This window comes from Escherichia sp. HH41S (assembly GCF_009820115.1).
Taxonomy (GTDB): domain Bacteria; phylum Pseudomonadota; class Gammaproteobacteria; order Enterobacterales; family Enterobacteriaceae; genus Escherichia; species Escherichia coli_F.
The window spans coordinates 13,366-37,785 of the sequence record NZ_VNXE01000113.1; the positions used below are offsets into that span (position 1 = coordinate 13,366).

The window sequence follows — 24,420 nt, forward strand, 5'->3', positions numbered from 1 at the left end:
TCAAGAGGCGAACTTTTGAGGTGCTTTCACTTAATAATCAATCCCGATTTGCGCCTTAACACCGGCATCAAACGCATGTTTGACGGGGCGTAATTCACTTACCGTATCCGCCAGTTCAAGAATATCCCGATGACAACCACGACCCGTGATAATCACCGTCTGTTGATGTGGACGTTCATTTAACGCCTGCACCACTTCATCCAGTGGTAAATAGTCATACGCCACCATATACGTCAGCTCATCGAGCAAAACCATATCCAGTGAAGGATCGGCCAGCATTCGTTTGGCATGTTGCCAGACTTCACGGCAGGCCGCGGTATCAGATTCGCGGTTTTGCGTATCCCAGGTAAAGCCCGTTGCCATCACCTGAAATTCAACGCCGTGTGGTTCCAGCAGATTTCGTTCGCCATTAGGCCAGGTGCCTTTAATAAACTGCACGACGCCCACTTTTTTTCCGTGACCAACTGCGCGTGTTGCCGTACCAAATGCTGCGGTGGTTTTGCCTTTTCCATTGCCGGTAAAGACGATGATAATACCGCGTTCATCCTGGGCCTGGGCCACACGGGCATCCACTTTATCTTTTACACGCTGCTGACGCTGTTGGTAGCGTTCATCACTCATTGGGATATTCCTGGTTTACGGCCCGGTTGGGCGTCAAAGGTCATGCCGGTTTTACGGCGGCTGTCATCGCCCATCAGCCAGAGGTAGAGCGGCATGATATCAGCGGGTGTTTTAAGTTTCTGTGGATCTTCGGTCGGGAAGGCGCTTGCGCGCATTGCGGTGCGCGTACCACCTGGGTTAATGCAGTTGACGCGCAGGCGCTGCTGATATTCATCGGCCAGTACCTGCATCATCCCTTCGGTGGCAAATTTCGACGCTGCATAAGCGCCCCAGTTTGCACGCCCCTGACGTCCAACGCTTGATGAAGTAAAGACCAGTGAACCGGCGTCCGATTTGAGTAATAAAGGAAGCAGTGCCTGGGTGAGCATAAAGGTGGCATTAACGTTGACCTGCATGACGTCCTGCCAGACCTGCGGGTTTTGCTCGCTCATTGGGCAAACATCGCCGAGCAATCCGGCATTATGCAAAACACCATCCAGACGCGGATAATTAACGGCAATGCGCTGTGCCAGTTGTTGGCAATCTTCGGACGTGCAGGTCAGCAAATCGAGAATAAACCACTGTGGCTGACGCCCAGTTTCTTCGTTTATGTGGCTGGCTACCTGACGTAATTTTTCTTCATTACGGCCCAACAGAATCACTGTCGCACCATAGCGTGCATACGTCATCGCGGCTTCACGACCAATACCATTGCTGGCTCCCGTCACCAGGATAATGCGATCATTGAGTAAATCTTGTTTTGGCTGGTAATGCATGGCTACTCCTCAACGACGTTGTCTGTCGCGCTGCCAGTGTACTTTAAGACTTTGGGGCTTTATGCCTGAAACAGAAGGGCATTTCAATCAGCCTGGGGCGATAACACCGCAAAATGGATACTTTGTCATACTTTCGCTGCAATAACATCTCTGCGAGACGGCTTAACATGCCTGTTGTAAACTGTGAGCCAAAGCGTTGTTTAACCAAGGTGGGGACTCGTGGAATTGTTGTCTGAATATGGTTTGTTTTTGGCGAAAATCGTTACCGTTGTGCTAGCGATTGCGGCGATTGCCGCCATTATTGTCAATGTTGCTCAACGTAATAAACGCCAGCGTGGCGAGTTACGGGTCAACAATCTCAGCGAACAGTATAAGGAGATGAAAGAAGAACTGGCCGCGGCGCTGATGGACTCACATCAGCAAAAACAGTGGCACAAAGCGCAGAAGAAAAAGCACAAGCAAGAAGCGAAAGCCGCAAAAGCGAAAGCCAAACTGGGCGAGGTGGCAACTGACAGTAAACCTCGCGTCTGGGTGCTGGATTTTAAAGGCAGCATGGACGCCCATGAAGTGAACTCGCTACGTGAAGAGATAACGGCGGTACTCGCAGCATTTAAACCGCAGGATCAGGTTGTGCTACGTCTGGAAAGCCCTGGTGGCATGGTGCATGGTTACGGGCTGGCGGCTTCGCAGCTGCAGCGTCTGCGTGATAAAAACATTCCTTTAACTGTTACGGTAGACAAAGTTGCTGCCAGCGGCGGTTACATGATGGCCTGTGTGGCGGACAAAATTGTTTCCGCACCGTTTGCTATTGTGGGTTCCATTGGGGTGGTGGCGCAAATGCCCAACTTTAACCGCTTCCTGAAAAGCAAAGATATTGATATCGAACTGCACACCGCCGGGCAGTATAAGCGCACGCTGACCTTGCTGGGTGAAAACACCGAAGAAGGGCGGGAGAAATTCCGCGAAGAGCTGAACGAAACGCATCAGTTATTTAAAGATTTTGTGAAGCGTATGCGTCCGTCTCTGGATATTGAACAGGTGGCAACGGGTGAACACTGGTACGGACAACAGGCGGTAGAGAAAGGCCTGGTTGATGAAATCAACACCAGTGATGAAGTTATTCTTAGCCTGATGGAAGGCCGTGAAGTGGTCAATGTACGCTATATGCAGCGTAAAAGACTCATTGACCGATTCACCGGCAGCGCGGCAGAGAGCGCCGATCGATTGTTGCTACGCTGGTGGCAGCGGGGGCAAAAGCCATTGATGTAAAAGACAAACGCGAGGGTAAGACCTCGCGTTTTGCTTTAATCAACCAGGTGATATTTTTCTGAAAGCACATGGGCCAGGTGTTTGAACATATTAAACACCGCGGTGCTTTTGGCTGTTGGCAATCCTTGTTCATCTAAAAAGTAGTCGCCGGTAAAGACCAGCACGCCATTACGCTGCGAGACGCCGGTGGCTTCAATCCCTGCGAGCGTATCCTCATGCTCACGAATGATTTTATTGGCCTCTTTCAACAGCGTTTCGCGGTCGATGGGTTGTGTCTCTTTGTTCATTATTTACTCCTTAAACAAGGACATTAGTCTACGCCAGGCATGGCTTGCAGACAAATATACCACGCTGGTGGCAAGAGCGCCTTACTGGCAACTTTGGATTTTGCATGCTAATAAAGTTGCGTATCGGATTTTATCAGGTACAGTGTGACGCTTTCGTCAATCTGGCAATAGATTTGCTTGACATTCGACCAAAATTCCGTCGTGCTATAGCGCCTGTAGGCCAAGACCTGTTAACTCAGTCACCTGAATTTTCGTGAACAGAGTCACGACAAGGGGTTGATATCCGCAGAGAACGAGTCCATATCGGTAACTCGTTGCCAGTGGAAGGTTTATCAACGTGCGACGCATTCCTGGAAGAATCAAATTAGGTAAGGTGAATATGGGTAAAGCTCTTGTCATCGTTGAGTCCCCGGCAAAAGCCAAAACGATCAACAAGTATCTGGGTAGTGACTACGTGGTGAAATCCAGCGTCGGTCACATCCGCGATTTGCCGACCAGTGGCTCAGCTGCCAAAAAGAGTGCCGACTCTACCTCCACCAAGACGGCTAAAAAGCCTAAAAAGGATGAACGTGGCGCTCTCGTCAACCGTATGGGGGTTGACCCGTGGCACAATTGGGAGGCGCACTATGAAGTGCTGCCTGGTAAAGAGAAGGTCGTCTCTGAACTGAAACAACTGGCTGAAAAAGCAGACCACATCTATCTCGCAACCGACCTTGACCGCGAAGGGGAAGCCATTGCATGGCACCTGCGGGAAGTGATTGGTGGTGATGATGCGCGCTATAGCCGAGTGGTGTTTAACGAAATTACTAAAAACGCGATCCGCCAGGCATTTAACAAACCAGGTGAGCTGAATATTGATCGTGTTAATGCCCAGCAGGCGCGTCGCTTTATGGACCGCGTGGTGGGATATATGGTTTCGCCGCTGCTGTGGAAAAAGATCGCTCGTGGTCTGTCTGCAGGTCGTGTGCAGTCGGTGGCGGTCCGCCTGGTGGTCGAGCGTGAGCGTGAAATTAAAGCGTTCGTACCGGAAGAGTTCTGGGAAGTCGATGCCAGCACGACCACGCCATCTGGTGATGCGTTGGCGTTGCAGGTGACTCATCAGAACGACAAACCGTTCCGCCCGGTCAACAAAGAACAAACTCAGGCTGCGGTAAGTCTGCTGGAAAAAGCGCGCTACAGCGTGCTGGAACGTGAAGACAAACCGACAACCAGTAAACCTGGCGCTCCTTTTATTACCTCTACGCTGCAACAAGCTGCCAGCACCCGTCTTGGTTTTGGCGTGAAAAAAACCATGATGATGGCGCAGCGTTTGTATGAAGCAGGCTATATCACTTACATGCGTACCGACTCCACCAACCTGAGTCAGGACGCAGTAAATATGGTTCGCGGTTATATCAGCGATAATTTTGGTAAGAAATATCTGCCGGAAAGTCCGAATCAGTACGCCAGCAAAGAAAACTCACAGGAAGCGCACGAAGCGATTCGTCCTTCTGACGTCAATGTGATGGCGGAATCGCTGAAGGATATGGAAGCAGATGCGCAGAAACTGTACCAGTTAATCTGGCGTCAGTTCGTTGCCTGCCAGATGACCCCAGCGAAATATGACTCCACGACGCTGACCGTTGGTGCGGGCGATTTCCGCCTGAAAGCACGCGGTCGTATTTTGCGCTTTGATGGCTGGACGAAAGTGATGCCTGCGCTGCGTAAAGGCGATGAAGATCGTATCTTACCGGCAGTCGATAAAGGCGATGCTCTGACGCTCGTTGAACTGACACCAGCCCAGCACTTTACCAAGCCGCCAGCCCGTTTCAGTGAAGCATCGCTGGTCAAAGAGCTGGAAAAACGCGGTATCGGTCGTCCTTCTACCTATGCGTCGATCATTTCGACCATTCAGGATCGTGGCTATGTGCGAGTAGAAAATCGTCGTTTCTATGCGGAAAAAATGGGCGAAATCGTCACCGATCGCCTGGAAGAGAATTTCCGCGAGTTAATGAACTACGACTTCACCGCGCAGATGGAAAACAGCCTCGACCAGGTGGCAAATCACGAAGCAGAGTGGAAAGCTGTACTGGATCACTTCTTCTCGGATTTCACCCAGCAGTTAGATAAAGCTGAAAAAGATCCCGAAGAGGGTGGTATGCGCCCGAACCAGATGGTTCTGACCAGCATTGACTGCCCGACCTGTGGTCGCAAAATGGGGATTCGCACAGCGAGCACCGGGGTATTCCTTGGCTGTTCCGGCTACGCTCTGCCACCGAAAGAGCGTTGCAAAACCACCATCAACCTGGTGCCGGAAAACGAAGTGCTGAACGTGCTGGAAGGTGAAGACGCTGAAACCAACGCGCTGCGCGCAAAACGTCGTTGCCCGAAATGCGGCACGGCGATGGACAGCTATCTCATCGATCCGAAACGTAAGTTGCATGTCTGTGGTAATAACCCAACCTGCGACGGTTACGAGATCGAAGAGGGCGAATTCCGCATTAAAGGTTATGACGGCCCGATCGTTGAGTGTGAAAAATGTGGATCTGAAATGCACCTGAAAATGGGGCGTTTCGGTAAATACATGGCCTGCACTAACGAAGAGTGTAAAAACACACGTAAGATTTTACGTAACGGCGAAGTGGCACCACCGAAGGAAGATCCGGTGCCATTACCGGAGCTGCCGTGCGAAAAATCAGATGCTTATTTCGTGCTGCGTGACGGTGCTGCCGGTGTGTTCCTGGCGGCCAATACCTTCCCGAAATCGCGTGAAACACGTGCGCCACTGGTGGAAGAGCTTTATCGCTTCCGCGACCGTCTGCCGGAAAAACTGCGTTATCTGGCCGATGCGCCACAGCAGGATCCGGAAGGTAATAAGACCATGGTTCGCTTTAGCCGTAAAACCAAACAGCAATATGTCTCTTCGGAAAAAGACGGAAAGGCGACTGGCTGGTCAGCATTTTATGTTGATGGCAAATGGGTTGAAGGGAAAAAATAACCTTTAATTCTGTCAGGTTATTATAAACAAAGGGTCGCGAAAGCGGCCCTTTTTTATTGCATATTATTTTTTCTTCACACCTATACACTAAGGCTATAAATGATATAGTGGTTATAGTTAGCACCTTTTTTATTATTAAATCGTATTAGTCACCCGCCAGGTGTGACGAAAAAACGATGTTCTGATGGCGTCTAAGTGGATGGTTTAACATGAAATTACAACAACTTCGCTATATTGTTGAGGTGGTCAATCATAACCTGAATGTCTCATCAACGGCGGAAGGACTTTACACATCACAACCCGGGATCAGTAAACAAGTCAGAATGCTGGAAGACGAGCTAGGCATTCAAATTTTTTCCCGAAGCGGCAAGCACCTGACGCAGGTAACGCCAGCAGGACAAGAAATAATTCGTATCGCTCGTGAAGTCCTGTCGAAAGTCGATGCTATAAAATCGGTCGCCGGAGAGCACACCTGGCCGGATAAAGGCTCGCTGTATATCGCCACCACGCATACCCAGGCACGCTATGCGTTACCAAACGTCATCAAAGGCTTTATTGAGCGTTATCCTCGCGTTTCTTTGCATATGCACCAGGGCTCGCCGACACAAATTGCTGATGCTGTCTCTAAAGGCAATGCCGATTTCGCTATCGCCACAGAAGCGCTGCATCTGTATGAAGATTTAGTGATGTTACCGTGCTACCACTGGAACCGGGCTATTGTGGTAACCCCGGATCATCCTCTGGCAGGCAAAAAAGCCATTACCATTGAAGAACTGGCGCAATATCCGTTGGTGACATATACCTTCGGCTTTACCGGACGCTCAGAACTGGATACTGCCTTTAACCGCGCAGGGTTAACGCCGCGTATCGTCTTCACGGCAACGGATGCTGACGTCATTAAAACTTACGTCCGGTTAGGATTGGGGGTAGGGGTTATTGCCAGCATGGCGGTGGATCCGGTCGCCGATCCCGACCTGGTGCGCGTTGATGCTCACGATATCTTCAGCCACAGTACAACCAAAATTGGTTTTCGCCGTAGTACTTTTTTGCGCAGTTATATGTATGATTTCATTCAGCGTTTTGCACCGCATTTAACGCGTGATGTCGTTGATGCGGCTGTCGCATTGCGCTCTAATGAAGAAATTGAGGTCATGTTTAAAGATATAAAACTGCCGGAAAAATAATTTCTTGCGTTATTTTCGGCACCTTTTATGTAGCGAAGGTGCCGGAATATATTCTCTTTTGTTGCTTATTTGTATACTGTGCACAATATTTTTATCCCTCATATTTATAGGGTAAATTACCTGTAAAGTAGTGTCTAATTACCCGCCTCGCAAACTCCAGTTTTCAAATATCTATTTCAGGTCAAAAGATTGAATTATTCACTGGAGACGATTCGTAAATTCGCTGGATTTTTGACTAAAGTTTCTTTAGGATTTGTCTCATCGTATGATTAATTACACCAATCGTTCAACGTCTTGCTGATAAGTGATGGCGATTATATGAGGTTAGCAATGCCTTCTGGAAATCAGGAACCCCGCCGGGACCCTGAATTAAAACGCAAAGCCTGGCTAGCGGTATTTCTTGGTTCTGCACTTTTCTGGGTGGTTGTCGCACTGCTGATTTGGAAAGTGTGGGGATAACTATGGTCGGTCAGGAGCAACTGGAGTCGTCACCATTATGTCAGCATAGTGACAATGAACCAGTAACGAAACGGGAATGTTCCGTCGTTATTCCAGACGACTGGCAACTAACAACGCAGCAGCAAGCCTTTATAGAACTGTTTGCTGAAGATGATCAGCCGAAACAATAATTATCATCATTCTTATTACCCATTTTTAATGAATTAAAGGGCTTTTAATACACCGCAGCAATAACAGGTTGAGTTATCTCAACACAAAGTAATAACCGTTAAGGGTGTAGCCTATGATCAACACAAATATGAAATATTGGTCCTGGATGGGCGCATTTTCTCTGTCGATGCTCTTCTGGGCCGAACTCCTCTGGATCATTACTCACTGATCCCTGACCCCGCTGCGGCGGGGTTTTCATTTGCTTTGCCACAAGGTTTCTCCTCTTTTATCAATTTGGGTTGTTATCAAATCGTTACGCAATGTTTGTGTTATCTTTAATATTCACCCTGAAGAGAATCAGGGCTTCGCAACCCTGTCATTAAGGAGGAGCTATGTCGTCAACCCTACGAGAAGCCAGTAAGGACACGTTGCAGGCCAAAGATAAAACTTACCACTACTACAGCCTGCCGCTTGCTGCCAAATCACTGGGCGATATCACCCGTCTGCCTAAGTCACTCAAAGTTTTGCTCGAAAACCTGCTGCGCTGGCAGGATGGTAACTCGGTTACCGAAGAGGATATCTACGCGCTGGTGGGATGGCTGAAAAATGCCCATGCTGACCGTGAAATTGCCTACCGCCCGGCAAGGGTGCTGATGCAGGACTTTACCGGCGTACCTGCCGTTGTTGATCTGGCGGCAATGCGCGAAGCGGTTAAACGCCTCGGCGGCGATACTGCAAAGGTTAACCCGCTCTCACCGGTCGACCTGGTCATTGACCACTCGGTGACCGTCGATCGTTTTGGTGATGATGAGGCATTTGAAGAAAACGTGCGCCTGGAAATGGAGCGCAACCACGAACGTTATGTGTTCCTGAAATGGGGAAAGCAGGCGTTCAGTCGTTTTAGCGTCGTGCCGCCAGGCACAGGCATTTGCCATCAGGTTAACCTCGAATATCTCGGCAAAGCAGTGTGGAGCGAATTGCAGGACGGTGAATGGATTGCTTATCCGGATACACTCGTTGGTACTGACTCGCACACCACCATGATCAACGGCCTTGGCGTGCTGGGGTGGGGCGTTGGTGGGATCGAAGCCGAAGCCGCAATGTTAGGCCAGCCGGTTTCCATGCTTATCCCGGACGTAGTGGGCTTTAAACTCACCGGAAAATTACGTGAAGGTATTACCGCCACAGACCTGGTTCTCACTGTTACCCAAATGCTGCGCAAACATGGCGTGGTGGGGAAATTCGTCGAATTTTATGGTGATGGGCTGGATTCACTACCGCTGGCGGATCGCGCCACCATTGCCAATATGTCGCCAGAATATGGTGCCACCTGTGGCTTCTTCCCAATCGATGCTGTCACCCTCGATTACATGCGTTTAAGCGGGCGCAGCGAAGATCAGGTCGAGTTGGTCGAAAAATATGCCAAAGCGCAGGGCATGTGGCGTAACCCGGGCGATGAACCGATTTTTACCAGTACGTTAGAACTGGATATGAATGACGTTGAAGCGAGCCTGGCAGGGCCAAAACGCCCACAGGATCGCGTTGCACTGCCCGATGTACCAAAAGCATTTGCCGCCAGTAACGAACTGGAAGTAAATGCCACGCATAAAGATCGCCAGCCGGTCGATTATGTTATGAACGGACATCAGTATCAGTTACCTGATGGCGCGGTGGTCATTGCTGCGATAACGTCGTGCACCAACACCTCTAACCCAAGTGTGCTGATGGCCGCTGGTTTGCTGGCGAAAAAAGCTGTAACCCTGGGCCTCAAGCGGCAACCGTGGGTCAAAGCGTCGCTGGCACCAGGCTCGAAAGTCGTTTCTGATTATCTGGCAAAAGCGAAACTGACACCGTATCTGGATGAACTGGGATTTAACCTTGTGGGATACGGTTGTACCACCTGTATTGGTAACTCTGGTCCATTGCCCGATCCTATCGAAACGGCAATCAAAAAAGGCGATTTAACCGTCGGTGCGGTGCTGTCCGGCAACCGTAACTTTGAAGGCCGTATCCATCCGCTGGTTAAAACTAACTGGCTGGCCTCGCCGCCGCTGGTGGTTGCCTATGCGCTGGCGGGAAATATGAATATTAACCTCGCTTCTGAGCCTATTGGTCACGATCGTAAAGGCGATCCGGTATATCTGAAAGATATCTGGCCATCGGCACAAGAAATTGCCCGTGCGGTAGAACAAGTCTCCACAGAAATGTTCCGCAAAGAGTACGCAGAAGTTTTTGAAGGCACAGCAGAGTGGAAGGAAATTAACGTCACACGATCCGATACCTACGGTTGGCAGGAAGATTCAACCTATATTCGCTTATCGCCTTTCTTTGATGAAATGCAGGCAACACCAGCACCTGTGGAAGATATTCACGGTGCGCGGATCCTCGCAATGCTGGGGGATTCGGTTACCACTGACCACATTTCTCCGGCGGGCAGCATTAAGCCCGATAGCCCGGCGGGGCGATATCTACAAGGTCGGGGTGTTGAGCGAAAAGACTTTAACTCCTACGGTTCGCGGCGTGGTAACCATGAAGTGATGATGCGCGGCACCTTCGCCAATATTCGCATCCGTAATGAAATGGTGCCTGGCGTTGAAGGGGGGATGACGCGGCATCTACCTGACAGTGATGTCGTCTCTATTTATGATGCCGCGATGCGCTATAAGCAGGAGCAAACGCCGCTGGCGGTGATTGCCGGGAAAGAGTATGGGTCAGGCTCCAGCCGTGACTGGGCAGCAAAAGGTCCGCGTCTACTTGGCATTCGTGTTGTGATTGCCGAATCGTTTGAACGAATTCACCGCTCGAATTTAATTGGCATGGGCATCCTGCCGCTGGAATTTCCGCAAGGCGTGACGCGTAAAACGTTAGGGCTAATCGGGGAAGAGAAGATTGATATTGTCGATCTGCAAAGTCTACAACCCGGTGCGACGGTTCCGGTGACGTTTACGCGCGCGGATGGTAGCCAGGAAGTCGTACCCTGCCGTTGTCGTATCGACACCGCGACGGAGTTGACCTACTACCAGAACGACGGCATTTTGCATTATGTCATTCGTAATATGTTGAAGTAACGAGTATTTGCTTGCCGGTTATTTTGCTTCCGGCAAGCAAATGAATTACACAATGCAAGAGGGTTATTTGTTCAGCAAATGACCCATTTTCTCGGCTTTGGTATCGAGATAATGTTCGTTATTGGGGTTACGACCTACAATCAACGGTACGCGTTCAACAATATTAATCCCTGCTTCGGTCAGAATTTCGACTTTTTTCGGGTTGTTGGTTAACAAGCGGACTTCATTGACGCCAAGGAGTTTGAACATATCAGCGCAAAGAGTGAAGTCGCGCTCATCAGCGGCGAAGCCTAACTGGTGGTTAGCCTCTACAGTATCGTAACCTTGATCCTGCAGTGCATAAGCGCGGATTTTATTCAGCAGACCAATGTTACGACCTTCCTGACGGTGATACAGCAAAATACCACGGCCTTCTTCGGCAATTTGCGTCAGTGCCGCTTCGAGCTGGAAGCCACAATCGCAGCGCAAGCTGAACAGGGCGTCACCGGTCAGACATTCGGAATGGACGCGCGCAAGTACCGGGGTATGCCCGGAAATATCGCCATAGACTAGCGCGACATGATCGTGTCCGGTTGCCAGTTCTTCAAATCCCACCATCAGGAAATCGCCCCATGGGGTTGGCAGTTTGGCTTCTGCCACACGTTTAAGCTGCATGAAATTCTCCAGATAATGCTGGTTCTGTATTGGCTTATTTTGCCATAACGAGAAGGGGTTCACCTAATCACGACGCGTCGATCGTTCACGGAATGGCACAAATCTGTCAATTTTTCCTGGAACTGGCATTTTCAGTTATGATTGTGGGACTTATCAAAAAGGAGATGCCATGCGTTCGATTGCCAGACGTACCGCAGTGGGAGCTGCACTATTGCTTGTTATGCCGGTAGCCGTATGGATTTCTGGCTGGCGTTGGCAACCTGGAGAACAAAGTTGGCTACTAAAAGCAGCTTTTTGGGTTACTGAAACTGTCACTCAGCCCTGGGGCGTCATTACACATTTGATTTTATTCGGCTGGTTTCTCTGGTGTCTGCGTTTTCGCATTAAGGCTGCCATTATGTTATTTGCCATTCTGGCGGCGGCAATCCTTGTGGGACAAGGCGTTAAATCCTGGATCAAAGACAAAGTCCAGGAACCACGACCTTTTGTAATCTGGCTGGAAAAAACACATCATATTCCGGTTGATGAGTTCTACACTTTAAAGCGAGCAGAACGCGGAAATTTAGTGAAAGAACAGTTGGCTGAAGAGAATAATATCCCACAATATTTGCGTTCACACTGGCAGAAAGAGACGGGGTTTGCCTTTCCTTCCGGTCACACGATGTTTGCTGCCAGTTGGGCGCTGTTGGCCGTTGGGTTGCTGTGGCCGCGTCGGCGAACGTTAACCATTGCTATCTTGCTGGTCTGGGCAACAGGAGTCATGGGAAGCCGCCTGCTACTCGGGATGCATTGGCCGCGCGATCTGGTGGTAGCTACGTTGATTTCGTGGGCGCTGGTGGCGATAGCAACGTGGCTTGCACAACGAATTTGTGGGCCATTAACACCACCTGCGGAAGAAAATCGCGAAATTGCGCAACGAGAACAAGAAAGTTAACGCTGGTTGATTTTCCGAATTTAGCCCTTAAATCATCAACAATGCGCGTGGTTGCCATTTCGCAGACGGCGCGAAAATGGTACTTTAAAGGGCTATTGCGGTAAGTTGACCATAATTTATTCGCTCTAACCACATAACGGGAAGTAATGTGAAATATTTACTCATTTTCTTACTGGTGTTAGCGATCTTCGTGATTTCGGTCACGTTGGGTGCGCAGAACGATCAACAGGTGACGTTTAATTATCTGTTAGCGCAAGGGGAGTACCGTATTTCCACATTGCTGGCGGTATTGTTTGCTGCGGGGTTTGCTATCGGTTGGCTGATTTGCGGCCTGTTCTGGCTGCGAGTTCGTGTTTCCCTGGCGCGCGCTGAACGTAAAATAAAGCGACTGGAAAACCAGCTTTCACCCGCGACTGACGTGGCTGTAGCGCCGCATTCGTCAGCGGCGAAGGAATAACTTTCTATGCTGGAGTTGTTGTTTCTGCTTTTGCCTGTAGCCGCTGCCTATGGCTGGTATATGGGCCGCAGAAGTGCGCAACAAAACAAGCAAGATGAAGCCAACCGCTTGTCGCGTGATTACGTAGCGGGGGTTAACTTTCTGCTTAGTAATCAACAGGATAAAGCGGTAGACCTGTTTCTCGATATGCTTAAAGAGGATACGGGTACCGTTGAAGCCCACCTTACGCTCGGAAACCTGTTCCGTTCGCGTGGCGAAGTTGATCGCGCTATTCGCATCCATCAGACCCTAATGGAAAGCGCTTCGCTGACCTATGAACAGCGTCTGTTGGCGATTCAACAGCTGGGGCGTGATTACATGGCCGCCGGGTTATACGACCGCGCGGAAGACATGTTCAATCAACTGACCGATGAAACTGACTTCCGCATTGGCGCGCTGCAACAGTTGCTACAAATCTACCAGGCTACCAGCGAGTGGCAGAAAGCAATTGATGTTGCCGAACGCCTGGTGAAGCTGGGTAAAGATAAGCAGCGCGTCGAAATTGCTCATTTCTACTGCGAGTTAGCCCTACAGCATATGGCCAGCGACGATCTCGATCGTGCCATGGCCTTGTTAAAAAAAGGTGCGGCGGCAGATAAAAACAGCGCCCGCATATCTATCATGATGGGACGCGTATTTATGGCGAAAGGAGAATACGCCAAAGCCGTCGAAAGTTTGCAACGCGTGATATCCCAGGACAGAGAATTGGTCAGCGAAACGCTGGAAATGCTGCAAACCTGCTACCAGCAGTTGGGTAAAACTGCCGAATGGGCTGAGTTCCTGCAGCGCGCGGTGGAAGAGAACACCGGTGCCGATGCTGAACTAATGCTTGCGGACATCATCGAAGCGCGCGACGGTAGTGAGGCCGCACAGGTCTATATTACGCGTCAGCTTCAGCGTCATCCGACCATGCGTGTGTTCCATAAGCTAATGGATTACCACTTAAATGAAGCGGAAGAAGGGCGTGCCAAAGAGAGTCTGATGGTGCTGCGTGACATGGTTGGCGAGAAGGTGCGTAGTAAGCCTCGTTATCGCTGCCAGAAATGTGGTTTTACCGCATACACCCTCTACTGGCATTGTCCATCTTGTCGGGCCTGGTCAACCATTAAACCGATTCGCGGTCTTGATGGCCTGTAATTTTTAAAAAAATCCGACTTTAGTTACAACATACTAATTATTGATGTTCCATTGTGCTCCGGTAACTCGGGCGCAGAAAAGCCTGCCAGGGGAAAAATCGCAACTGTTAATTTTTTATTTCCACGGGTAGAATGCTCGCCGTTTACCTGTTTCGCGCCACTTCCGGTGCCCATCATCAAGAAGGTCTGGTCATGACGTTAACTGCTTCATCTTCTTCCCGCGCTGTTACGAATTCTCCTGTGGTTGTTGCCCTTGATTATCATAATCGTGATGCCGCGCTGGCCTTTGTCGACAAGATCGACCCACGCGATTGTCGTCTGAAAGTCGGCAAAGAGATGTTTACGCTGTTTGGACCTCAATTTGTACGCGAACTTCAACAGCGTGGTTTTGATATCTTCCTCGACCTGAAATTTCACGATATTCCCAACACTGCAGCGCACGCTGTCGCTGCTGCAGCTGACTTAGGCGTGTGGATGGTGAATGTTCACGCCTCCGGTGGGGCGCGTATGATGACCGCAGCGCGTGAGGCACTCGTCCCGTTTGGCAAAGATGCACCGCTTTTGATTGCTGTGACGGTGTTGACGAGCATGGAAGCCAGCGACCTGGCCGATCTTGGCGTGACGCTGTCACCTGCAGATTATGCAGAACGTCTGGCGGCACTGACGCAAAAATGTGGCCTTGATGGTGTGGTGTGTTCTGCTCAGGAAGCTGTGCGCTTTAAACAGGTATTCGGTCAGGAGTTCAAACTGGTTACGCCGGGCATTCGTCCGCAGGGGAGTGAAGCTGGTGACCAGCGCCGCATTATGACGCCAGAACAGGCGTTGGCGGCTGGTGTTGATTATATGGTGATTGGTCGCCCGGTAACGCAATCGGTAGATCCAGCGCAAACGCTGAAAGCGATCAACGCCTCTCTACAGCGGAGTGCATGATGAGTGATTCCAACAGCCGTCTGGTCTACTCAACGGAAACCGGACGTATTGATGAGCCAAAAGCGGCCCCTGTACGCCCTAAAGGCGACGGTGTGGTGCGTATTCAGCGTCAGACCAGTGGACGTAAAGGTAAGGGCGTTTGCTTGATTACCGGTGTCGATCTCGATGATGCCGAACTGACAAAACTGGCAGCGGAACTGAAGAAAAAATGCGGCTGCGGCGGGGCAGTTAAAGATGGAATTATTGAAATCCAGGGTGATAAGCGCGATTTATTAAAATCACTGCTTGAAGCGAAAGGGATGAAGGTAAAACTCGCCGGCGGTTAACATAAAAAGCCACGGATATATCCGTGGCTTTAGAATATTTTACTGTGTGTATTATTCAGTTATTTCGTACTGAACAGAATCAAGCGTATTATAATTGCGAGTCGATAATCGACATTTATTTACGATTATTTACCGACCTGGTGACCAATAACACCACCGACGGCTGCACCACCTAATGTACCCAGCGTACTGCCATCGGTCAGTACTGCACCGCCTAATGCACCTGCGCCCGCGCCAATTGCGGTGTTACGGTCTCGTTTAGACCAGTTAGAACAGGCACTCAGAGACATTGCCAGGGTAATTGCCAGAACAGCCGCGGTCATTTTTTTGCTCGTTACAAACATAATACTCTCTCCTGAATTTATGATTCACGGAAGTAAGCTCTCTATAACTATAATAGCTAAGAATAAGCCTGGTGAAATTATTCCGTGAAATCCGCTCGCGCGCAGGGTTATATCACGCAGGTGATAATGACTTCCTGTTATATCGCTGATAATAATTTTATATCTTGAGAGTGTTAATAACAGGTAAATAGTCTTAATTATCAACCAGGAATCATCTTAGAGCGGATGATTTGCAAAACAGCAAATCATCCGTAGAGAAGGGAAATGGTTAAATGTCAACGACGTGAACGGTGAGTTTACTGTGCTCAAGATGCATCAGATCGCTGGCGCGTATTTTCGAATCGGTAATCACGCGATTGAATCGCTCAACGGGGCCGATGGAGTATGAATGTACAGCACCAAATTTCGAACTGTCAGTCAGGACTATCGCTTCGCACTCTTTTTCCAGCACGGCATTGACCACATCGGTACGCATCATATCGCGACCGGTAAACCCAGTTTCAGGCTGCCAGCCATCAATACCAATAAATGCCTTGCTGAAATGCACCTGTTGGATGCAATGACGTGTCAGAGGGCCAACCATACTTTCGCTTTTTTTCTGGTACACGCCACCGAGTAAAATGACTTCACAAGGCGCGTCTTTCAGCAAATGTGCAATATAGCTGCTGACCGTGATGATAGTGACATTTTTCTTCTGCTCGCCCAGAGTCCGGGCGAGTAGTGCATTGCTGCTGCCATTTTCGATAAAGATAGTTTCGCCCGGTTGAACCAGTGACGCGGCAAACTCGGCGAGTTCACGCTTCAGTGTATAGTTGCTCATCATACGGGTTTCGACGTCATCACTATCAAGCGAAACTGCAAAGCCATGTGCACGGCGGAGGTAACTCAGTTTTTCGAGGGTGTTGAGATCCTGGCGAATGGTAACTTCAGAAACTCCAGTGGCTTTTGCCAGATCGGTTACGCTAACCTGACCCTGGTCAATGACCATCTGTAGAATAGTTTGTTGTCGGGAATTCATCGCTGTAATTCTTATAACGTTATAATACTTAATAAAAAAATACTGACGCGCCGGGCATCCTCAAATAGGAAAACCTGAAGGCACGATTGTTAAATCTCCCACGGTGCCTTCGGGATGTCTGGCGTAGATTCAGCAACCTGGCGCAAGAGTTCTGCTTTAAGTATCTCGAGATTATGGATCGCAGAGTGGTAATCGCCTGCCACAAGGATATCTAACACAATATCAATACGTTCGGCAACGCGCTGGGCATCAAATTCAGACATCAAGGACATCCTTATAGCAAAAGGGAGAAAATGAATAATGCAAAAATTGCCGCTAAAAGAGAAGTGTTTAACGGCAACGGCTAATTATCATCCGGGAATACGATATATAATGACGGAATACATCGCTAAGTATATATATTCATCTACTTATGCGCGCTTCAGATAGCGTTTATACCAGCGTTCGAAGGCGACGGCGGGCATTGGTTTGGCAAACAAAAATCCTTGCCGCTCATTGATCCCGTTCTTGGTTAAAAAAGCATCTTCCTTTTTACTCTCCACTCCTTCAGCGATCACCTGAAGATTCAATGCCTGGGCCACAGCGACGATCGCCCGGACCAGCGACTGCGATACAGGTTGTTTGTGAATATCTCGAACAAAAACCTGGTCAAGTTTAATCGCATCGATCGGAAAGCGCGCCAGTTGCGAAAGTGAAGAGTAGCCGGTACCAAAATCGTCCAGATGCACTTGCGCACCTAGTTGGCTAAATTGTTGAATAACAGACAGTGCCAGTTCATCATTCTCAATCAGGCAGCTCTCCGTCAGTTCAACATCAATAGGGCAGTATTCAAAATTGAGTTCCTGGAGAACCTGTTTCAGGGCAGTGAAAATGGTTTGATCGGCGAGCTGACGTGCAGAAATGTTTACCGCCACTCGCAGGTTAATGCCTTTATCCCGCCACTTCGCCACCTGGCGTACGACATCGAGAATCACCCAACGGCCTAAAGGCACAATTAGCCCTGACTCTTCGGCGTAGGAAATAAAGTCCAACGGTGGAATCAACCCACGTTCAGGTGACTGCCAACGTACTAAAGCTTCCAGACTGCGTACTTCGCCACGCCAGGTAATTTTCGGTTGATAGTGAATAACCAACTGATCGTTTTCCAGTGCTTTACGCAAGTTGGTATCCAGCCAGAGATATTCAAATACCCGCTGATTCATTTCTGGGGTAAAAACGCAAAATTGTCCTCGTCCGCCTTCCTTCGCTGTGTACATTGCTGTGTCGGCGTGACGAATAATAGCCGCGCTGTCCGAACCATGTTCGGGAGAGAGTGAAATACCCACTGAACAGCTGGTATAAACTTCAATTAAACCAATGCGGAATGGGAGTCGTAAGCGGGTCAAAATTCGTGATGCCATTGCTTCCAGCGCGCTTTGTGAGGTATTGGATGCCAGTACCAGAAACTCATCGCCACCTGGACGCGCCAACACCTGATCATGTTCGAGACAGCTTAAAATGGCCAATGACACTTCGCGTAATAGCTGGTCACCAAACAAATGCCCATAAGCGTCGTTGACCTTTTTAAAATTATCCAAATCAAGATACACAACCCCAACTTTATTGTTATCTGCCTGATTAATGGCGTGATCGATTAACTCCTGCATTGCGTTACGATTCGGCAGTCCGGTGATACTGTCGGTATTTGCCAGAATACGCAGTCGCTCCTGAGCGCGGCGCTCTTCGGTAATGTCGGTGCCGGAACAGATTAAAAAAATCTCGTTCTTGCCACTGCCGCTGTGGACAAATTTATTGCGAAACAGAAACAGCCGCTGGCCTTTACGTGTTGGTATCCACAGTTCGACTTCATATGCATTGCCGCTTCGAAAAAATACACGGTTATTGCGCCTGGATGCCGCAGCTTCACGACGGCTCATAAACAGTTTAAACACGCTTTGCCCAATGACGTCGTGTTCTTTCAACCCTGTGTAATCTTCACATAACCGATTGAAGCGTTGGATATTCCCCCGACTGTCGAGAATCACTATTGCGGAATGTGCTTCAGAAACTACCTGTTCAGCAAAGGAAAGCCCGTGTGATAAATCACGAGCAACCGCCGGTGTGTCATGCCATGCCGACGCGTTGCCAGCCCATTCCCGTTTATTGATTTTTCGTCCTACCAGATGCACAGAAAGATCGCTTTCATCGACGGTCAGACTCATCATCAGGCTGGAAGTGATGACCGTCATTTCCCTGATGCGAGCAGCCTGTTCGGCAGATAACTGCAACGTACGTTCAGGTTCTGTGGTTTCGGTGGTAGAAAAGCGCAAAACATCGCTGCTTTCCGTCAACCGCCAGTATGGATTGTGCGATCCGAGAAAGTTGTACAACGTTGTGGACTCCCTAACGGTTTTCATGATGCATATCCTCCGGTTAACAGCGGAGTCCGCGGTTAAATAAAAGGAACAACATGACTTACATGAAATTAACGGCGGCTAAACGCATTGTTTTTTTTATCTATTTATTTGTAATCCAGTTTTGGAAAAACGCCAGTTTTCAAACGAAAGTCAGTTAAAAATCTGCCGGGATATGGCGAAGGTGGAGCGGGGAAATAAACGGCCCATTCATGAGGAATGGGCCGTGAAAGGAGATTACGCGACCGGGCGTGCAATAATGCTGCGGGTTTCCATGCGGACTTCGGCAATGGTGACGTCAATAACGTCGGTCACTTTGTAAGCCGTTTCACCTTTAATTTGTACAGTGCCGTTTTCCTGGCTGCAAACCAGTTCATCGCGCACAGCGTGTAAGAAAGGTGCTGGAATAAAGGCGATAGCGCCGTTATCAACCAAACGCACACGCATGCCGCCACGGCTGATATCGACAATTTCCGCCGCGAAATGGGTGTCGGTCCCGGCTTTGTCTTTCAGGAAGCGTGCGTATAACCAGTCGCCAACATCACGTTCTGCCATTCGGTTGAGACGGCGACGCTCGGCCATTTGGACAGTGATTTCATCCTGCGGACGCGTCGCAGTTTCGCCTTTGATAACCGCTTTCAGCAGACGGTGGTTGATCATGTCGCCATATTTACGGATTGGCGAAGTCCAGGTGGCGTATGCTTCCAGACCGAGGCCAAAGTGAGGACCGGGTTCAGTGCTAATTTCAGCAAATGACTGGAAGCGACGAATGCGGCTGTCGAGGAAACCAGTTGGTTGCGCATCCAGTTCACGACGCAGTTTGCAGAAACCGTCCAGCGTGAGCACTTCTTCGGCATCGACATGCAGACCGTGGGTTTTCAGCAACGCTGCCAGCGCGTCGGCATTCGCCGGATCAAAGCCCATATGCACGTTATAGATGCCAAAACCGAGCTTATCGCGCAGTACGCGGGCCGCACAAATGTTAGCGGCAATCATCGCTTCTTCGACGATACGATTGGCAATGCGACGAGGCTCGGCGACGATATCCAGCACTTCACCTTTTTCACCGAGAATAAAGCGGTAATCCGGGCGATCTTTAAATACCAGTGCGTGGCTATTACGCCACTCGCCACGGCGTTGGCAAATTTGCGCTAACAAACGGACTTGTTCGGCAATTGCTTCACTTTCAGGCTGCCAGTCACCGGTATTTTCCAGCCAGTCAGAGACCTGGTCATACACCAGCTTCGCTTTGGATTCGATGGTGGCGGCAAAGAATTCGATATTATCTTCAATGGTGCCATCAGCGGAGAGCGTCATGCGGCATGCCAGTACCGGGCGGACTTCATTGGCGCGCAGTGAGCAGAGATCGTCAGAAAGCTCGCGAGGCAGCATAGGGATGTTGAAGCCAGGCAGATAGTTGGTGAATGCGCGAATTTTCGCGGCTTTGTCCAGCTTGCTGCCTTCAGCAATCCACGCGGTTGGATCGGCAATCGCCACAATCAGCTGAAGTTTGTCATCCGGCAACGCCTTAGCGAAAAGGGCGTCATCCATATCTTCTGTGCTGGCACTGTCGATGGTGACAAAATCCAGCGCTGTCAGATCTTCACGAACCAGACCTTCATCGAGCATTTCGGTAGCGACGCCGTCTGGTGCTTCTTTTTCCAGGTTATGGCGCGCCAGGGTAACCCACCACGGTACAAAGTGGTCGTCACCAAAAGTGATGTATTGTGTTAGTTCAGCATAGAAAGAACGATCGCCTTTCAGCGGATGACGGCGCATTTCGGCAACCGCCCAGTCGCCTTCTTTAAACTCGTGGTTCAGGCCACGGGCTGCGCGGCAAGGAATGGCGTCTTTTAAGAGTGGATGATCAGGAACGATGGCCAGACGGTCATTTTTGCCCTGAACTTTACCCACGAAACGAGTCAGAAACGGTTCAACCAGTTCTTCTGGCTCTGCGGATTCACGTTCTTTTTCACTGTGGATCACCGCGATAATTCGGTCGCCATGCATGACTTTTTTCATCTGCGGCGGCGGAATGAAATAACTTTTTTGCGCGTCGACTTCCAGGAAGCCAAAGCCTTTTTCTGTGGCTTTTACCACCCCTTCAGCGCGTGGCGTCTGGGAATGCAGTTGCTGTTTAAGCTGCGCTAGCAGCGGGTTGTCCTGAAACATAATTGTCTATTTTGGTGGCCATTAGAGCGGCTGACAGTTTTACGCGAATCTGTCTGACGCGGCAAGGTTAATATGTCTCACCCAACGCGATTTTTAAGCGATTTATCCAGCCACACAGCCCGCTCCATACCAGCAGATTAATAATCTGCGTTGATGATTTTTCGTGTTCGAGTAATGGGCTGAACTGGGCGGCGCTAAAGCGATCGGGTGCTCGGGTCAGCCATTGTATCGCCTGAACGGTAGCGCGCTCAACAGAATCACGGTCAGCCCATTGGTTAATTTCATTTTCGCCCTTGCGCAGAAGGGGGCTGATTTTTTTATATTCATTTGATGAATTCATACAGGCGGCAAAACAAGCAGGACTGCCATTAATACGCGCGCATAACAACGCCGCAAGCTTATTATCCGGCTGTGTATTGACCCGTGTGCTGTTTAACAACTTTTCGAGAAGGGAAAGTGAAATAGGGTGGAGAGAGAGCGTTTCAGCCAGTTGGCACAGTTCTGCCGTTGAACTTTTTGCCTGTTCTTCAGGGAGTTTTTCCACCTCATAGCAGCTTCGCCAGCGTATTGATTCAACCGTAAACAGCGACGCGTCGGCGTAGTTTTGTATCTCCAGACCGGGTAACCAGCGTACCGAATGCCCGAGATAAGCCTGAAATGTCGCAATTGCCCGCGCCTGAAAGCCAATAAAACCAATGATTTGGTTGATAATCACACAGTCCCAGGCAGTAAGACCGACGTCATTCAGATGTTGGCGCGATCGGTTGTCGATAATAGAAGGCGAGCTGGCCAGTTGGCGGGCATATTGCGTGATTTGTGCCAAACGATGATTACTTTCCCTGGAGGAATCAGGCCCGGGGAGCGGCGTAAGTCGCGCCGAATAGTAGTTACATAACCGCTGGACGCCGCAAACCTGAGCAACCGTCAGGGCCGTCGACAAGCGTTCATAAGCGGTGAAGGTCTGTGAACGGGTCACAGTAAGCTGGTCAGGGAACAACTCCGCTGCAAGAATGCGCGCCGGGACCATCCATGAAAGGAAGGGGGCCAGCGTTTCTTTATCAAGGATCACGTCGAGCAGAAAGGGATCGCGAACCTTTGCGGCTTCCGGGACCAGAGGCAGAACGTCATTCTCCGCAGTACTGGATTGCGTTTCATGATACCAGTGGCTTTTGCCGGTGATGTGGCGTTGTTCCATGGGCGCTCCTTGGTCGTAAAGGAAATCGTTATCCTGACGCAAGGCGGGAAGGGGAGAAAGACGGATCGGCGATAACAAATATCAGAAAGGTATAACAGAGATAATGGGCGGCAGAACGCCGCCCATCTTGACCAACAGAACGATTATTTCAGTTCGAGTTCGTTCATAGCAGCGATGCTGAAACCGCCGTCAACATGGACCACTTCACCGGAGATACCGGCAGAGAGATCGGAGCACAGGAACGCTGCGGAGTTACCGACGTCTTCGATGGTAACGGTGCGACGAATCGGGGTAACGGCTTCGCAATGAGCCAGCATTTTGCGGAAGTCTTTGATACCGGAAGCCGCCAGAGTACGGATCGGACCAGCAGAGATGGCGTTAACACGCACACCTTCCGGACCCATCGCGTTCGCCATATAGCGCACGTTCGCTTCCAGAGACGCTTTTGCCAGACCCATAACGTTGTAGTTCGGGATAGCGCGCTCAGCGCCAAGGTAGGAAAGGGTCAGCAGGGCAGAACCCGGATTCAGCATGGAGCGGCAAGCTTTTGCCATTGCAACGAAGCTGTAGGAGCTGATGTCGTGGGCAATTTTGAAGCCTTCACGAGTAACGGCGTTAACATAGTCACCATCCAGCTGATCGCCAGGTGCAAAACCAATAGAGTGTACGAAACCGTCAAATTTCGGCCAAACTTTCCCCAGTTCAGCGAACATGGTGTCGATGCTGGTATCTTCGGCAACATCGCACTGCAGAACGATGTCAGAACCCAATTGAGCGGCAAATTCTTCTACGCGGCCTTTCAGTTTGTCGTTCTGGTAGGTGAATGCCAGTTCAGCTCCTTCGCGGTGCATCGCCTGAGCGATACCGTAGGCGATGGACAGTTTGCTGGCAACACCGGTTACCAGAATGCGCTTACCGGAAAGAAAACCCATAGCTTTAATCCTTATTGTTGATGCTTGTTGTGCCTGAAAATCAGGCGATTCGTCGTTTTAGTAAACAGTACGAACAGATAAACGGTTATTATAATCAACCTGGCTGTGGGTGGCTATAGTTGCGCTTTCTGTAGCGGAGAGAAGCTGCGGTACAGAGCATTTTGCGTTATCTACTCCTGACGCCTGCAAGGGGGAGGTTGGGGAAATATCTTATAGAATCTGACTTTGAAACTATTCGTATTAACTCCGATAAGTTTGATGATGAAAACAGAACTGGCGACAACAAGTCGCTGTCTTTCTGATGAATTGACTCCAACTTAATATTGTCAACTATCTTCACAGAATCTCCACAATCTCTTCATTATCAGAATATGCATCATGAATAAATAAAAATACTTTCCATTACTTTGGAGAAACGTATAATTAGCAAAAATGAGAATGATCATTCTCACTAAGTGATAGGCCAGGAGACAGAAATGACCAGCAAGCTGGAGATACGCCACAAACAGCGTCAGGATGAAATCATTAACGCCGCCCGTCGGTGTTTTCGTCGCTGCGGATTTCATGCCGCCAGTATGTCGCAAATTGCCAGTGAAGCTCAGCTTAGCGTGGGTCAGATATATCGTTACTTCGCCAACAAAGACGCCATTATTGAAGAGATGGTTCGCCGTATCATCGACTTTCGTATTGCCCAAATGGACATTGACGCGCGTACCGATCACTTCCCGGAAGTCCTTGCCTTGCGTAAATCCTTAAATGAGGACGACGACGCGCTGATGCTGGAAGTGGCTGCAGAAGCCACACGCAACCCGCGGGTTATGGCAATGCTTGAAGAAGCTGACGCCAGAATGTTCGCTAACGGTTGTGCACATATGAAAAGAATGCATCCCCATCTTAGCGACGATCACATTCGTTGCTGCGTTGAAGTGTTTGCTACCATGATGGAAGGTACGGTTTATCGTCGTTTAACACCGCAAAAAAGCGATCCACAACATCTGCAGGAAATATATCAGGATATTGTTAGTATGTTGATAAATAAATAAGAACAGAATTAACCAATAGCGGGGGATATTAATCCCCCTTATTTCATTGCGAAATTCATTTCGCGATGCGGGTTCGT

Annotated in this window: 26 protein-coding genes; 15 read left to right on the top strand and 11 right to left on the bottom strand. The window is 49.6% G+C overall.

The annotated features are described in order from the left end of the window. Positions 1–30 precede the first annotated feature (30 nt). Positions 31–621 carry a cob(I)yrinic acid a,c-diamide adenosyltransferase gene (gene cobO, locus FQZ95_RS21070; protein ID WP_001278876.1) on the bottom strand — a complete coding sequence of 197 codons (591 nt, stop codon included), beginning with the start codon at positions 619–621 and terminating at the stop codon, positions 31–33. Further along, positions 618–1,376: a YciK family oxidoreductase gene (locus FQZ95_RS21075; protein ID WP_000559303.1), complete on the bottom strand. Its 759-nt coding sequence runs from the start codon at positions 1,374–1,376 to the stop codon at positions 618–620. The genes cobO and FQZ95_RS21075 overlap by 4 nt, the downstream gene beginning before the upstream one ends. A 219-nt stretch (positions 1,377–1,595) precedes the next feature. Here FQZ95_RS21075 and sohB point away from each other — a divergent pair, with 219 nt between their 5' ends. After that, complete coding sequence (gene sohB / locus FQZ95_RS21080) at positions 1,596–2,645, top strand: protease SohB (protein WP_000422045.1); 1,050 nt, start codon at positions 1,596–1,598, stop codon at positions 2,643–2,645. A 35-nt stretch (positions 2,646–2,680) separates the two neighbouring features. On the opposite strand, the gene FQZ95_RS21085 is transcribed toward sohB, so the two are convergent. Continuing rightward, positions 2,681–2,932, bottom strand: a complete 252-nt coding sequence (locus tag FQZ95_RS21085; protein ID WP_001031527.1) for a YciN family protein — start codon at positions 2,930–2,932, stop codon at positions 2,681–2,683. Positions 2,933–3,311: 379 nt separating this feature from the next. Here FQZ95_RS21085 and topA point away from each other — a divergent pair, with 379 nt between their 5' ends. From topA to acnA, 6 genes are all read left to right on the top strand, one after another. Beyond that, positions 3,312–5,909, top strand: a complete 2,598-nt coding sequence (topA, locus tag FQZ95_RS21090) for a type I DNA topoisomerase (protein ID WP_001309471.1) — start codon at positions 3,312–3,314, stop codon at positions 5,907–5,909. 209 nt (positions 5,910–6,118) lie between these two features. Further along, positions 6,119–7,093 carry an HTH-type transcriptional regulator CysB gene (gene cysB, locus FQZ95_RS21095; RefSeq protein WP_000776253.1) on the top strand — a complete coding sequence of 325 codons (975 nt, stop codon included), beginning with the start codon at positions 6,119–6,121 and terminating at the stop codon, positions 7,091–7,093. A 318-nt stretch (positions 7,094–7,411) separates the two neighbouring features. Next, positions 7,412–7,552 carry a YmiA family putative membrane protein gene (locus FQZ95_RS21100; protein ID WP_001300896.1) on the top strand — a complete coding sequence of 47 codons (141 nt, stop codon included), beginning with the start codon at positions 7,412–7,414 and terminating at the stop codon, positions 7,550–7,552. 2 nt (positions 7,553–7,554) lie between these two features. Further along, positions 7,555–7,722 carry a protein YciX gene (yciX, locus tag FQZ95_RS21105; RefSeq protein WP_001353237.1) on the top strand — a complete coding sequence of 56 codons (168 nt, stop codon included), beginning with the start codon at positions 7,555–7,557 and terminating at the stop codon, positions 7,720–7,722. Between the two features lie 113 nt (positions 7,723–7,835). After that, positions 7,836–7,931, top strand: a complete 96-nt coding sequence (gene ymiC, locus FQZ95_RS21110) for a small membrane protein YmiC (RefSeq protein ID WP_001310756.1) — start codon at positions 7,836–7,838, stop codon at positions 7,929–7,931. Between the two features lie 163 nt (positions 7,932–8,094). Beyond that, positions 8,095–10,770 (top strand): aconitate hydratase AcnA, encoded by a 2,676-nt coding sequence (gene acnA, locus FQZ95_RS21115; RefSeq protein ID WP_105277388.1) that lies wholly within the window; start codon positions 8,095–8,097, stop codon positions 10,768–10,770. 63 nt (positions 10,771–10,833) lie between these two features. On the opposite strand, the gene ribA is transcribed toward acnA, so the two are convergent. Continuing rightward, entirely contained in the window at positions 10,834–11,424 is a 591-nt protein-coding gene (gene ribA, locus FQZ95_RS21120; RefSeq protein ID WP_001176295.1) for a GTP cyclohydrolase II, read from the bottom strand. Between the two features lie 169 nt (positions 11,425–11,593). Between ribA and pgpB the strand changes: the two genes are divergently transcribed. The 5 genes from pgpB to yciH all read left to right on the top strand — a co-directional run bounded on the left by pgpB (position 11,594) and on the right by yciH (position 15,246). Continuing rightward, on the top strand, positions 11,594–12,358 hold the full coding sequence (gene pgpB / locus FQZ95_RS21125) for a phosphatidylglycerophosphatase B (RefSeq protein ID WP_105277389.1): 765 nt from the start codon (positions 11,594–11,596) through the stop codon (positions 12,356–12,358). Positions 12,359–12,506: 148 nt separating this feature from the next. Next, the gene (gene lapA / locus FQZ95_RS21130; RefSeq protein WP_000876284.1) at positions 12,507–12,815 is read left to right on the top strand and encodes a lipopolysaccharide assembly protein LapA; all 309 of its coding nucleotides are present in this window, start codon (positions 12,507–12,509) and stop codon (positions 12,813–12,815) included. A 6-nt stretch (positions 12,816–12,821) separates the two neighbouring features. Then, positions 12,822–13,991 carry a lipopolysaccharide assembly protein LapB gene (lapB, locus tag FQZ95_RS21135; RefSeq protein WP_105277390.1) on the top strand — a complete coding sequence of 390 codons (1,170 nt, stop codon included), beginning with the start codon at positions 12,822–12,824 and terminating at the stop codon, positions 13,989–13,991. A gap of 191 nt (positions 13,992–14,182) precedes the next feature. Beyond that, positions 14,183–14,920 carry an orotidine-5'-phosphate decarboxylase gene (gene pyrF, locus FQZ95_RS21140; RefSeq protein ID WP_000176265.1) on the top strand — a complete coding sequence of 246 codons (738 nt, stop codon included), beginning with the start codon at positions 14,183–14,185 and terminating at the stop codon, positions 14,918–14,920. Further along, positions 14,920–15,246: a stress response translation initiation inhibitor YciH gene (yciH, locus tag FQZ95_RS21145; protein WP_001353236.1), complete on the top strand. Its 327-nt coding sequence runs from the start codon at positions 14,920–14,922 to the stop codon at positions 15,244–15,246. Before pyrF ends, yciH begins: the two co-directional genes overlap by 1 nt. Positions 15,247–15,371: 125 nt before the next feature. Here yciH and osmB read toward each other — a convergent pair whose 3' ends face one another. The 3 genes from osmB to FQZ95_RS21160 form a co-directional block, all read right to left on the bottom strand. After that, on the bottom strand, positions 15,372–15,590 hold the full coding sequence (osmB, locus tag FQZ95_RS21150; protein WP_000498253.1) for an osmotically-inducible lipoprotein OsmB: 219 nt from the start codon (positions 15,588–15,590) through the stop codon (positions 15,372–15,374). Between the two features lie 268 nt (positions 15,591–15,858). Further along, complete coding sequence (gene yciT, locus FQZ95_RS21155) at positions 15,859–16,608, bottom strand: DNA-binding transcriptional regulator YciT (RefSeq protein WP_001088613.1); 750 nt, start codon at positions 16,606–16,608, stop codon at positions 15,859–15,861. Positions 16,609–16,697: 89 nt separating this feature from the next. Further along, complete coding sequence (locus tag FQZ95_RS21160; RefSeq protein WP_001288368.1) at positions 16,698–16,871, bottom strand: YciZ family protein; 174 nt, start codon at positions 16,869–16,871, stop codon at positions 16,698–16,700. 37 nt (positions 16,872–16,908) lie between these two features. Here FQZ95_RS21160 and ymiD point away from each other — a divergent pair, with 37 nt between their 5' ends. Continuing rightward, positions 16,909–17,037 carry a protein YmiD gene (gene ymiD / locus FQZ95_RS26545; RefSeq protein ID WP_212736689.1) on the top strand — a complete coding sequence of 43 codons (129 nt, stop codon included), beginning with the start codon at positions 16,909–16,911 and terminating at the stop codon, positions 17,035–17,037. Here the strand turns inward: ymiD and pdeR are convergent. After that, entirely contained in the window at positions 17,019–19,004 is a 1,986-nt protein-coding gene (pdeR, locus tag FQZ95_RS21165; RefSeq protein WP_000859968.1) for a cyclic di-GMP phosphodiesterase, read from the bottom strand. The two genes, ymiD and pdeR, sit on opposite strands and share 19 nt — an antisense overlap. Before the next feature lie 53 nt (positions 19,005–19,057). Between pdeR and FQZ95_RS21170 the strand changes: the two genes are divergently transcribed. After that, positions 19,058–19,162 (top strand): hypothetical protein, encoded by a 105-nt coding sequence (locus FQZ95_RS21170; protein ID WP_000221855.1) that lies wholly within the window; start codon positions 19,058–19,060, stop codon positions 19,160–19,162. 76 nt (positions 19,163–19,238) lie between these two features. Here the strand turns inward: FQZ95_RS21170 and rnb are convergent, their stop codons facing one another. The 3 genes from rnb to fabI form a co-directional block, all read right to left on the bottom strand. After that, the gene (gene rnb / locus FQZ95_RS21175; protein ID WP_105288040.1) at positions 19,239–21,173 is read right to left on the bottom strand and encodes an exoribonuclease II; all 1,935 of its coding nucleotides are present in this window, start codon (positions 21,171–21,173) and stop codon (positions 19,239–19,241) included. Between the two features lie 67 nt (positions 21,174–21,240). After that, positions 21,241–22,368 carry a carboxymuconolactone decarboxylase family protein gene (locus FQZ95_RS21180; protein ID WP_105288041.1) on the bottom strand — a complete coding sequence of 376 codons (1,128 nt, stop codon included), beginning with the start codon at positions 22,366–22,368 and terminating at the stop codon, positions 21,241–21,243. Between the two features lie 143 nt (positions 22,369–22,511). Beyond that, on the bottom strand, positions 22,512–23,300 hold the full coding sequence (gene fabI, locus FQZ95_RS21185) for an enoyl-ACP reductase FabI (protein WP_000506492.1): 789 nt from the start codon (positions 23,298–23,300) through the stop codon (positions 22,512–22,514). Between the two features lie 476 nt (positions 23,301–23,776). Between fabI and FQZ95_RS21190 the strand changes: the two genes are divergently transcribed. After that, positions 23,777–24,343: a TetR/AcrR family transcriptional regulator gene (locus tag FQZ95_RS21190; RefSeq protein WP_105271235.1), complete on the top strand. Its 567-nt coding sequence runs from the start codon at positions 23,777–23,779 to the stop codon at positions 24,341–24,343. Positions 24,344–24,420 lie beyond the last annotated feature (77 nt).

Excerpts from the sequence above, each read along its gene's own strand:
- cobO (WP_001278876.1), bottom strand. The coding sequence starts at position 621 with ATGAGTGATGAACGCTACCAACAGCGTCAGCAGCGTGTAAAAGATAAA.
- FQZ95_RS21075 (WP_000559303.1), bottom strand. The coding sequence starts at position 1,376 with ATGCATTACCAGCCAAAACAAGATTTACTCAATGATCGCATTATCCTG.
- FQZ95_RS21085 (WP_001031527.1), bottom strand. The coding sequence starts at position 2,932 with ATGAACAAAGAGACACAACCCATCGACCGCGAAACGCTGTTGAAAGAG.
- topA (WP_001309471.1), top strand. The coding sequence starts at position 3,312 with ATGGGTAAAGCTCTTGTCATCGTTGAGTCCCCGGCAAAAGCCAAAACG.
- cysB (WP_000776253.1), top strand. The coding sequence starts at position 6,119 with ATGAAATTACAACAACTTCGCTATATTGTTGAGGTGGTCAATCATAAC.
- FQZ95_RS21100 (WP_001300896.1), top strand. The coding sequence starts at position 7,412 with ATGAGGTTAGCAATGCCTTCTGGAAATCAGGAACCCCGCCGGGACCCT.
- yciX (WP_001353237.1), top strand. The coding sequence starts at position 7,555 with ATGGTCGGTCAGGAGCAACTGGAGTCGTCACCATTATGTCAGCATAGT.
- ymiC (WP_001310756.1), top strand. The coding sequence starts at position 7,836 with ATGATCAACACAAATATGAAATATTGGTCCTGGATGGGCGCATTTTCT.
- acnA (WP_105277388.1), top strand. The coding sequence starts at position 8,095 with ATGTCGTCAACCCTACGAGAAGCCAGTAAGGACACGTTGCAGGCCAAA.
- ribA (WP_001176295.1), bottom strand. The coding sequence starts at position 11,424 with ATGCAGCTTAAACGTGTGGCAGAAGCCAAACTGCCAACCCCATGGGGC.
- pgpB (WP_105277389.1), top strand. The coding sequence starts at position 11,594 with ATGCGTTCGATTGCCAGACGTACCGCAGTGGGAGCTGCACTATTGCTT.
- lapB (WP_105277390.1), top strand. The coding sequence starts at position 12,822 with ATGCTGGAGTTGTTGTTTCTGCTTTTGCCTGTAGCCGCTGCCTATGGC.
- pyrF (WP_000176265.1), top strand. The coding sequence starts at position 14,183 with ATGACGTTAACTGCTTCATCTTCTTCCCGCGCTGTTACGAATTCTCCT.
- yciH (WP_001353236.1), top strand. The coding sequence starts at position 14,920 with ATGAGTGATTCCAACAGCCGTCTGGTCTACTCAACGGAAACCGGACGT.
- osmB (WP_000498253.1), bottom strand. The coding sequence starts at position 15,590 with ATGTTTGTAACGAGCAAAAAAATGACCGCGGCTGTTCTGGCAATTACC.
- yciT (WP_001088613.1), bottom strand. The coding sequence starts at position 16,608 with ATGAATTCCCGACAACAAACTATTCTACAGATGGTCATTGACCAGGGT.
- FQZ95_RS21160 (WP_001288368.1), bottom strand. The coding sequence starts at position 16,871 with ATGTCTGAATTTGATGCCCAGCGCGTTGCCGAACGTATTGATATTGTG.
- ymiD (WP_212736689.1), top strand. The coding sequence starts at position 16,909 with ATGCAAAAATTGCCGCTAAAAGAGAAGTGTTTAACGGCAACGGCTAAT.
- pdeR (WP_000859968.1), bottom strand. The coding sequence starts at position 19,004 with ATGAAAACCGTTAGGGAGTCCACAACGTTGTACAACTTTCTCGGATCG.
- FQZ95_RS21170 (WP_000221855.1), top strand. The coding sequence starts at position 19,058 with ATGACTTACATGAAATTAACGGCGGCTAAACGCATTGTTTTTTTTATC.
- rnb (WP_105288040.1), bottom strand. The coding sequence starts at position 21,173 with ATGTTTCAGGACAACCCGCTGCTAGCGCAGCTTAAACAGCAACTGCAT.
- FQZ95_RS21180 (WP_105288041.1), bottom strand. The coding sequence starts at position 22,368 with ATGGAACAACGCCACATCACCGGCAAAAGCCACTGGTATCATGAAACG.
- fabI (WP_000506492.1), bottom strand. The coding sequence starts at position 23,300 with ATGGGTTTTCTTTCCGGTAAGCGCATTCTGGTAACCGGTGTTGCCAGC.
- FQZ95_RS21190 (WP_105271235.1), top strand. The coding sequence starts at position 23,777 with ATGACCAGCAAGCTGGAGATACGCCACAAACAGCGTCAGGATGAAATC.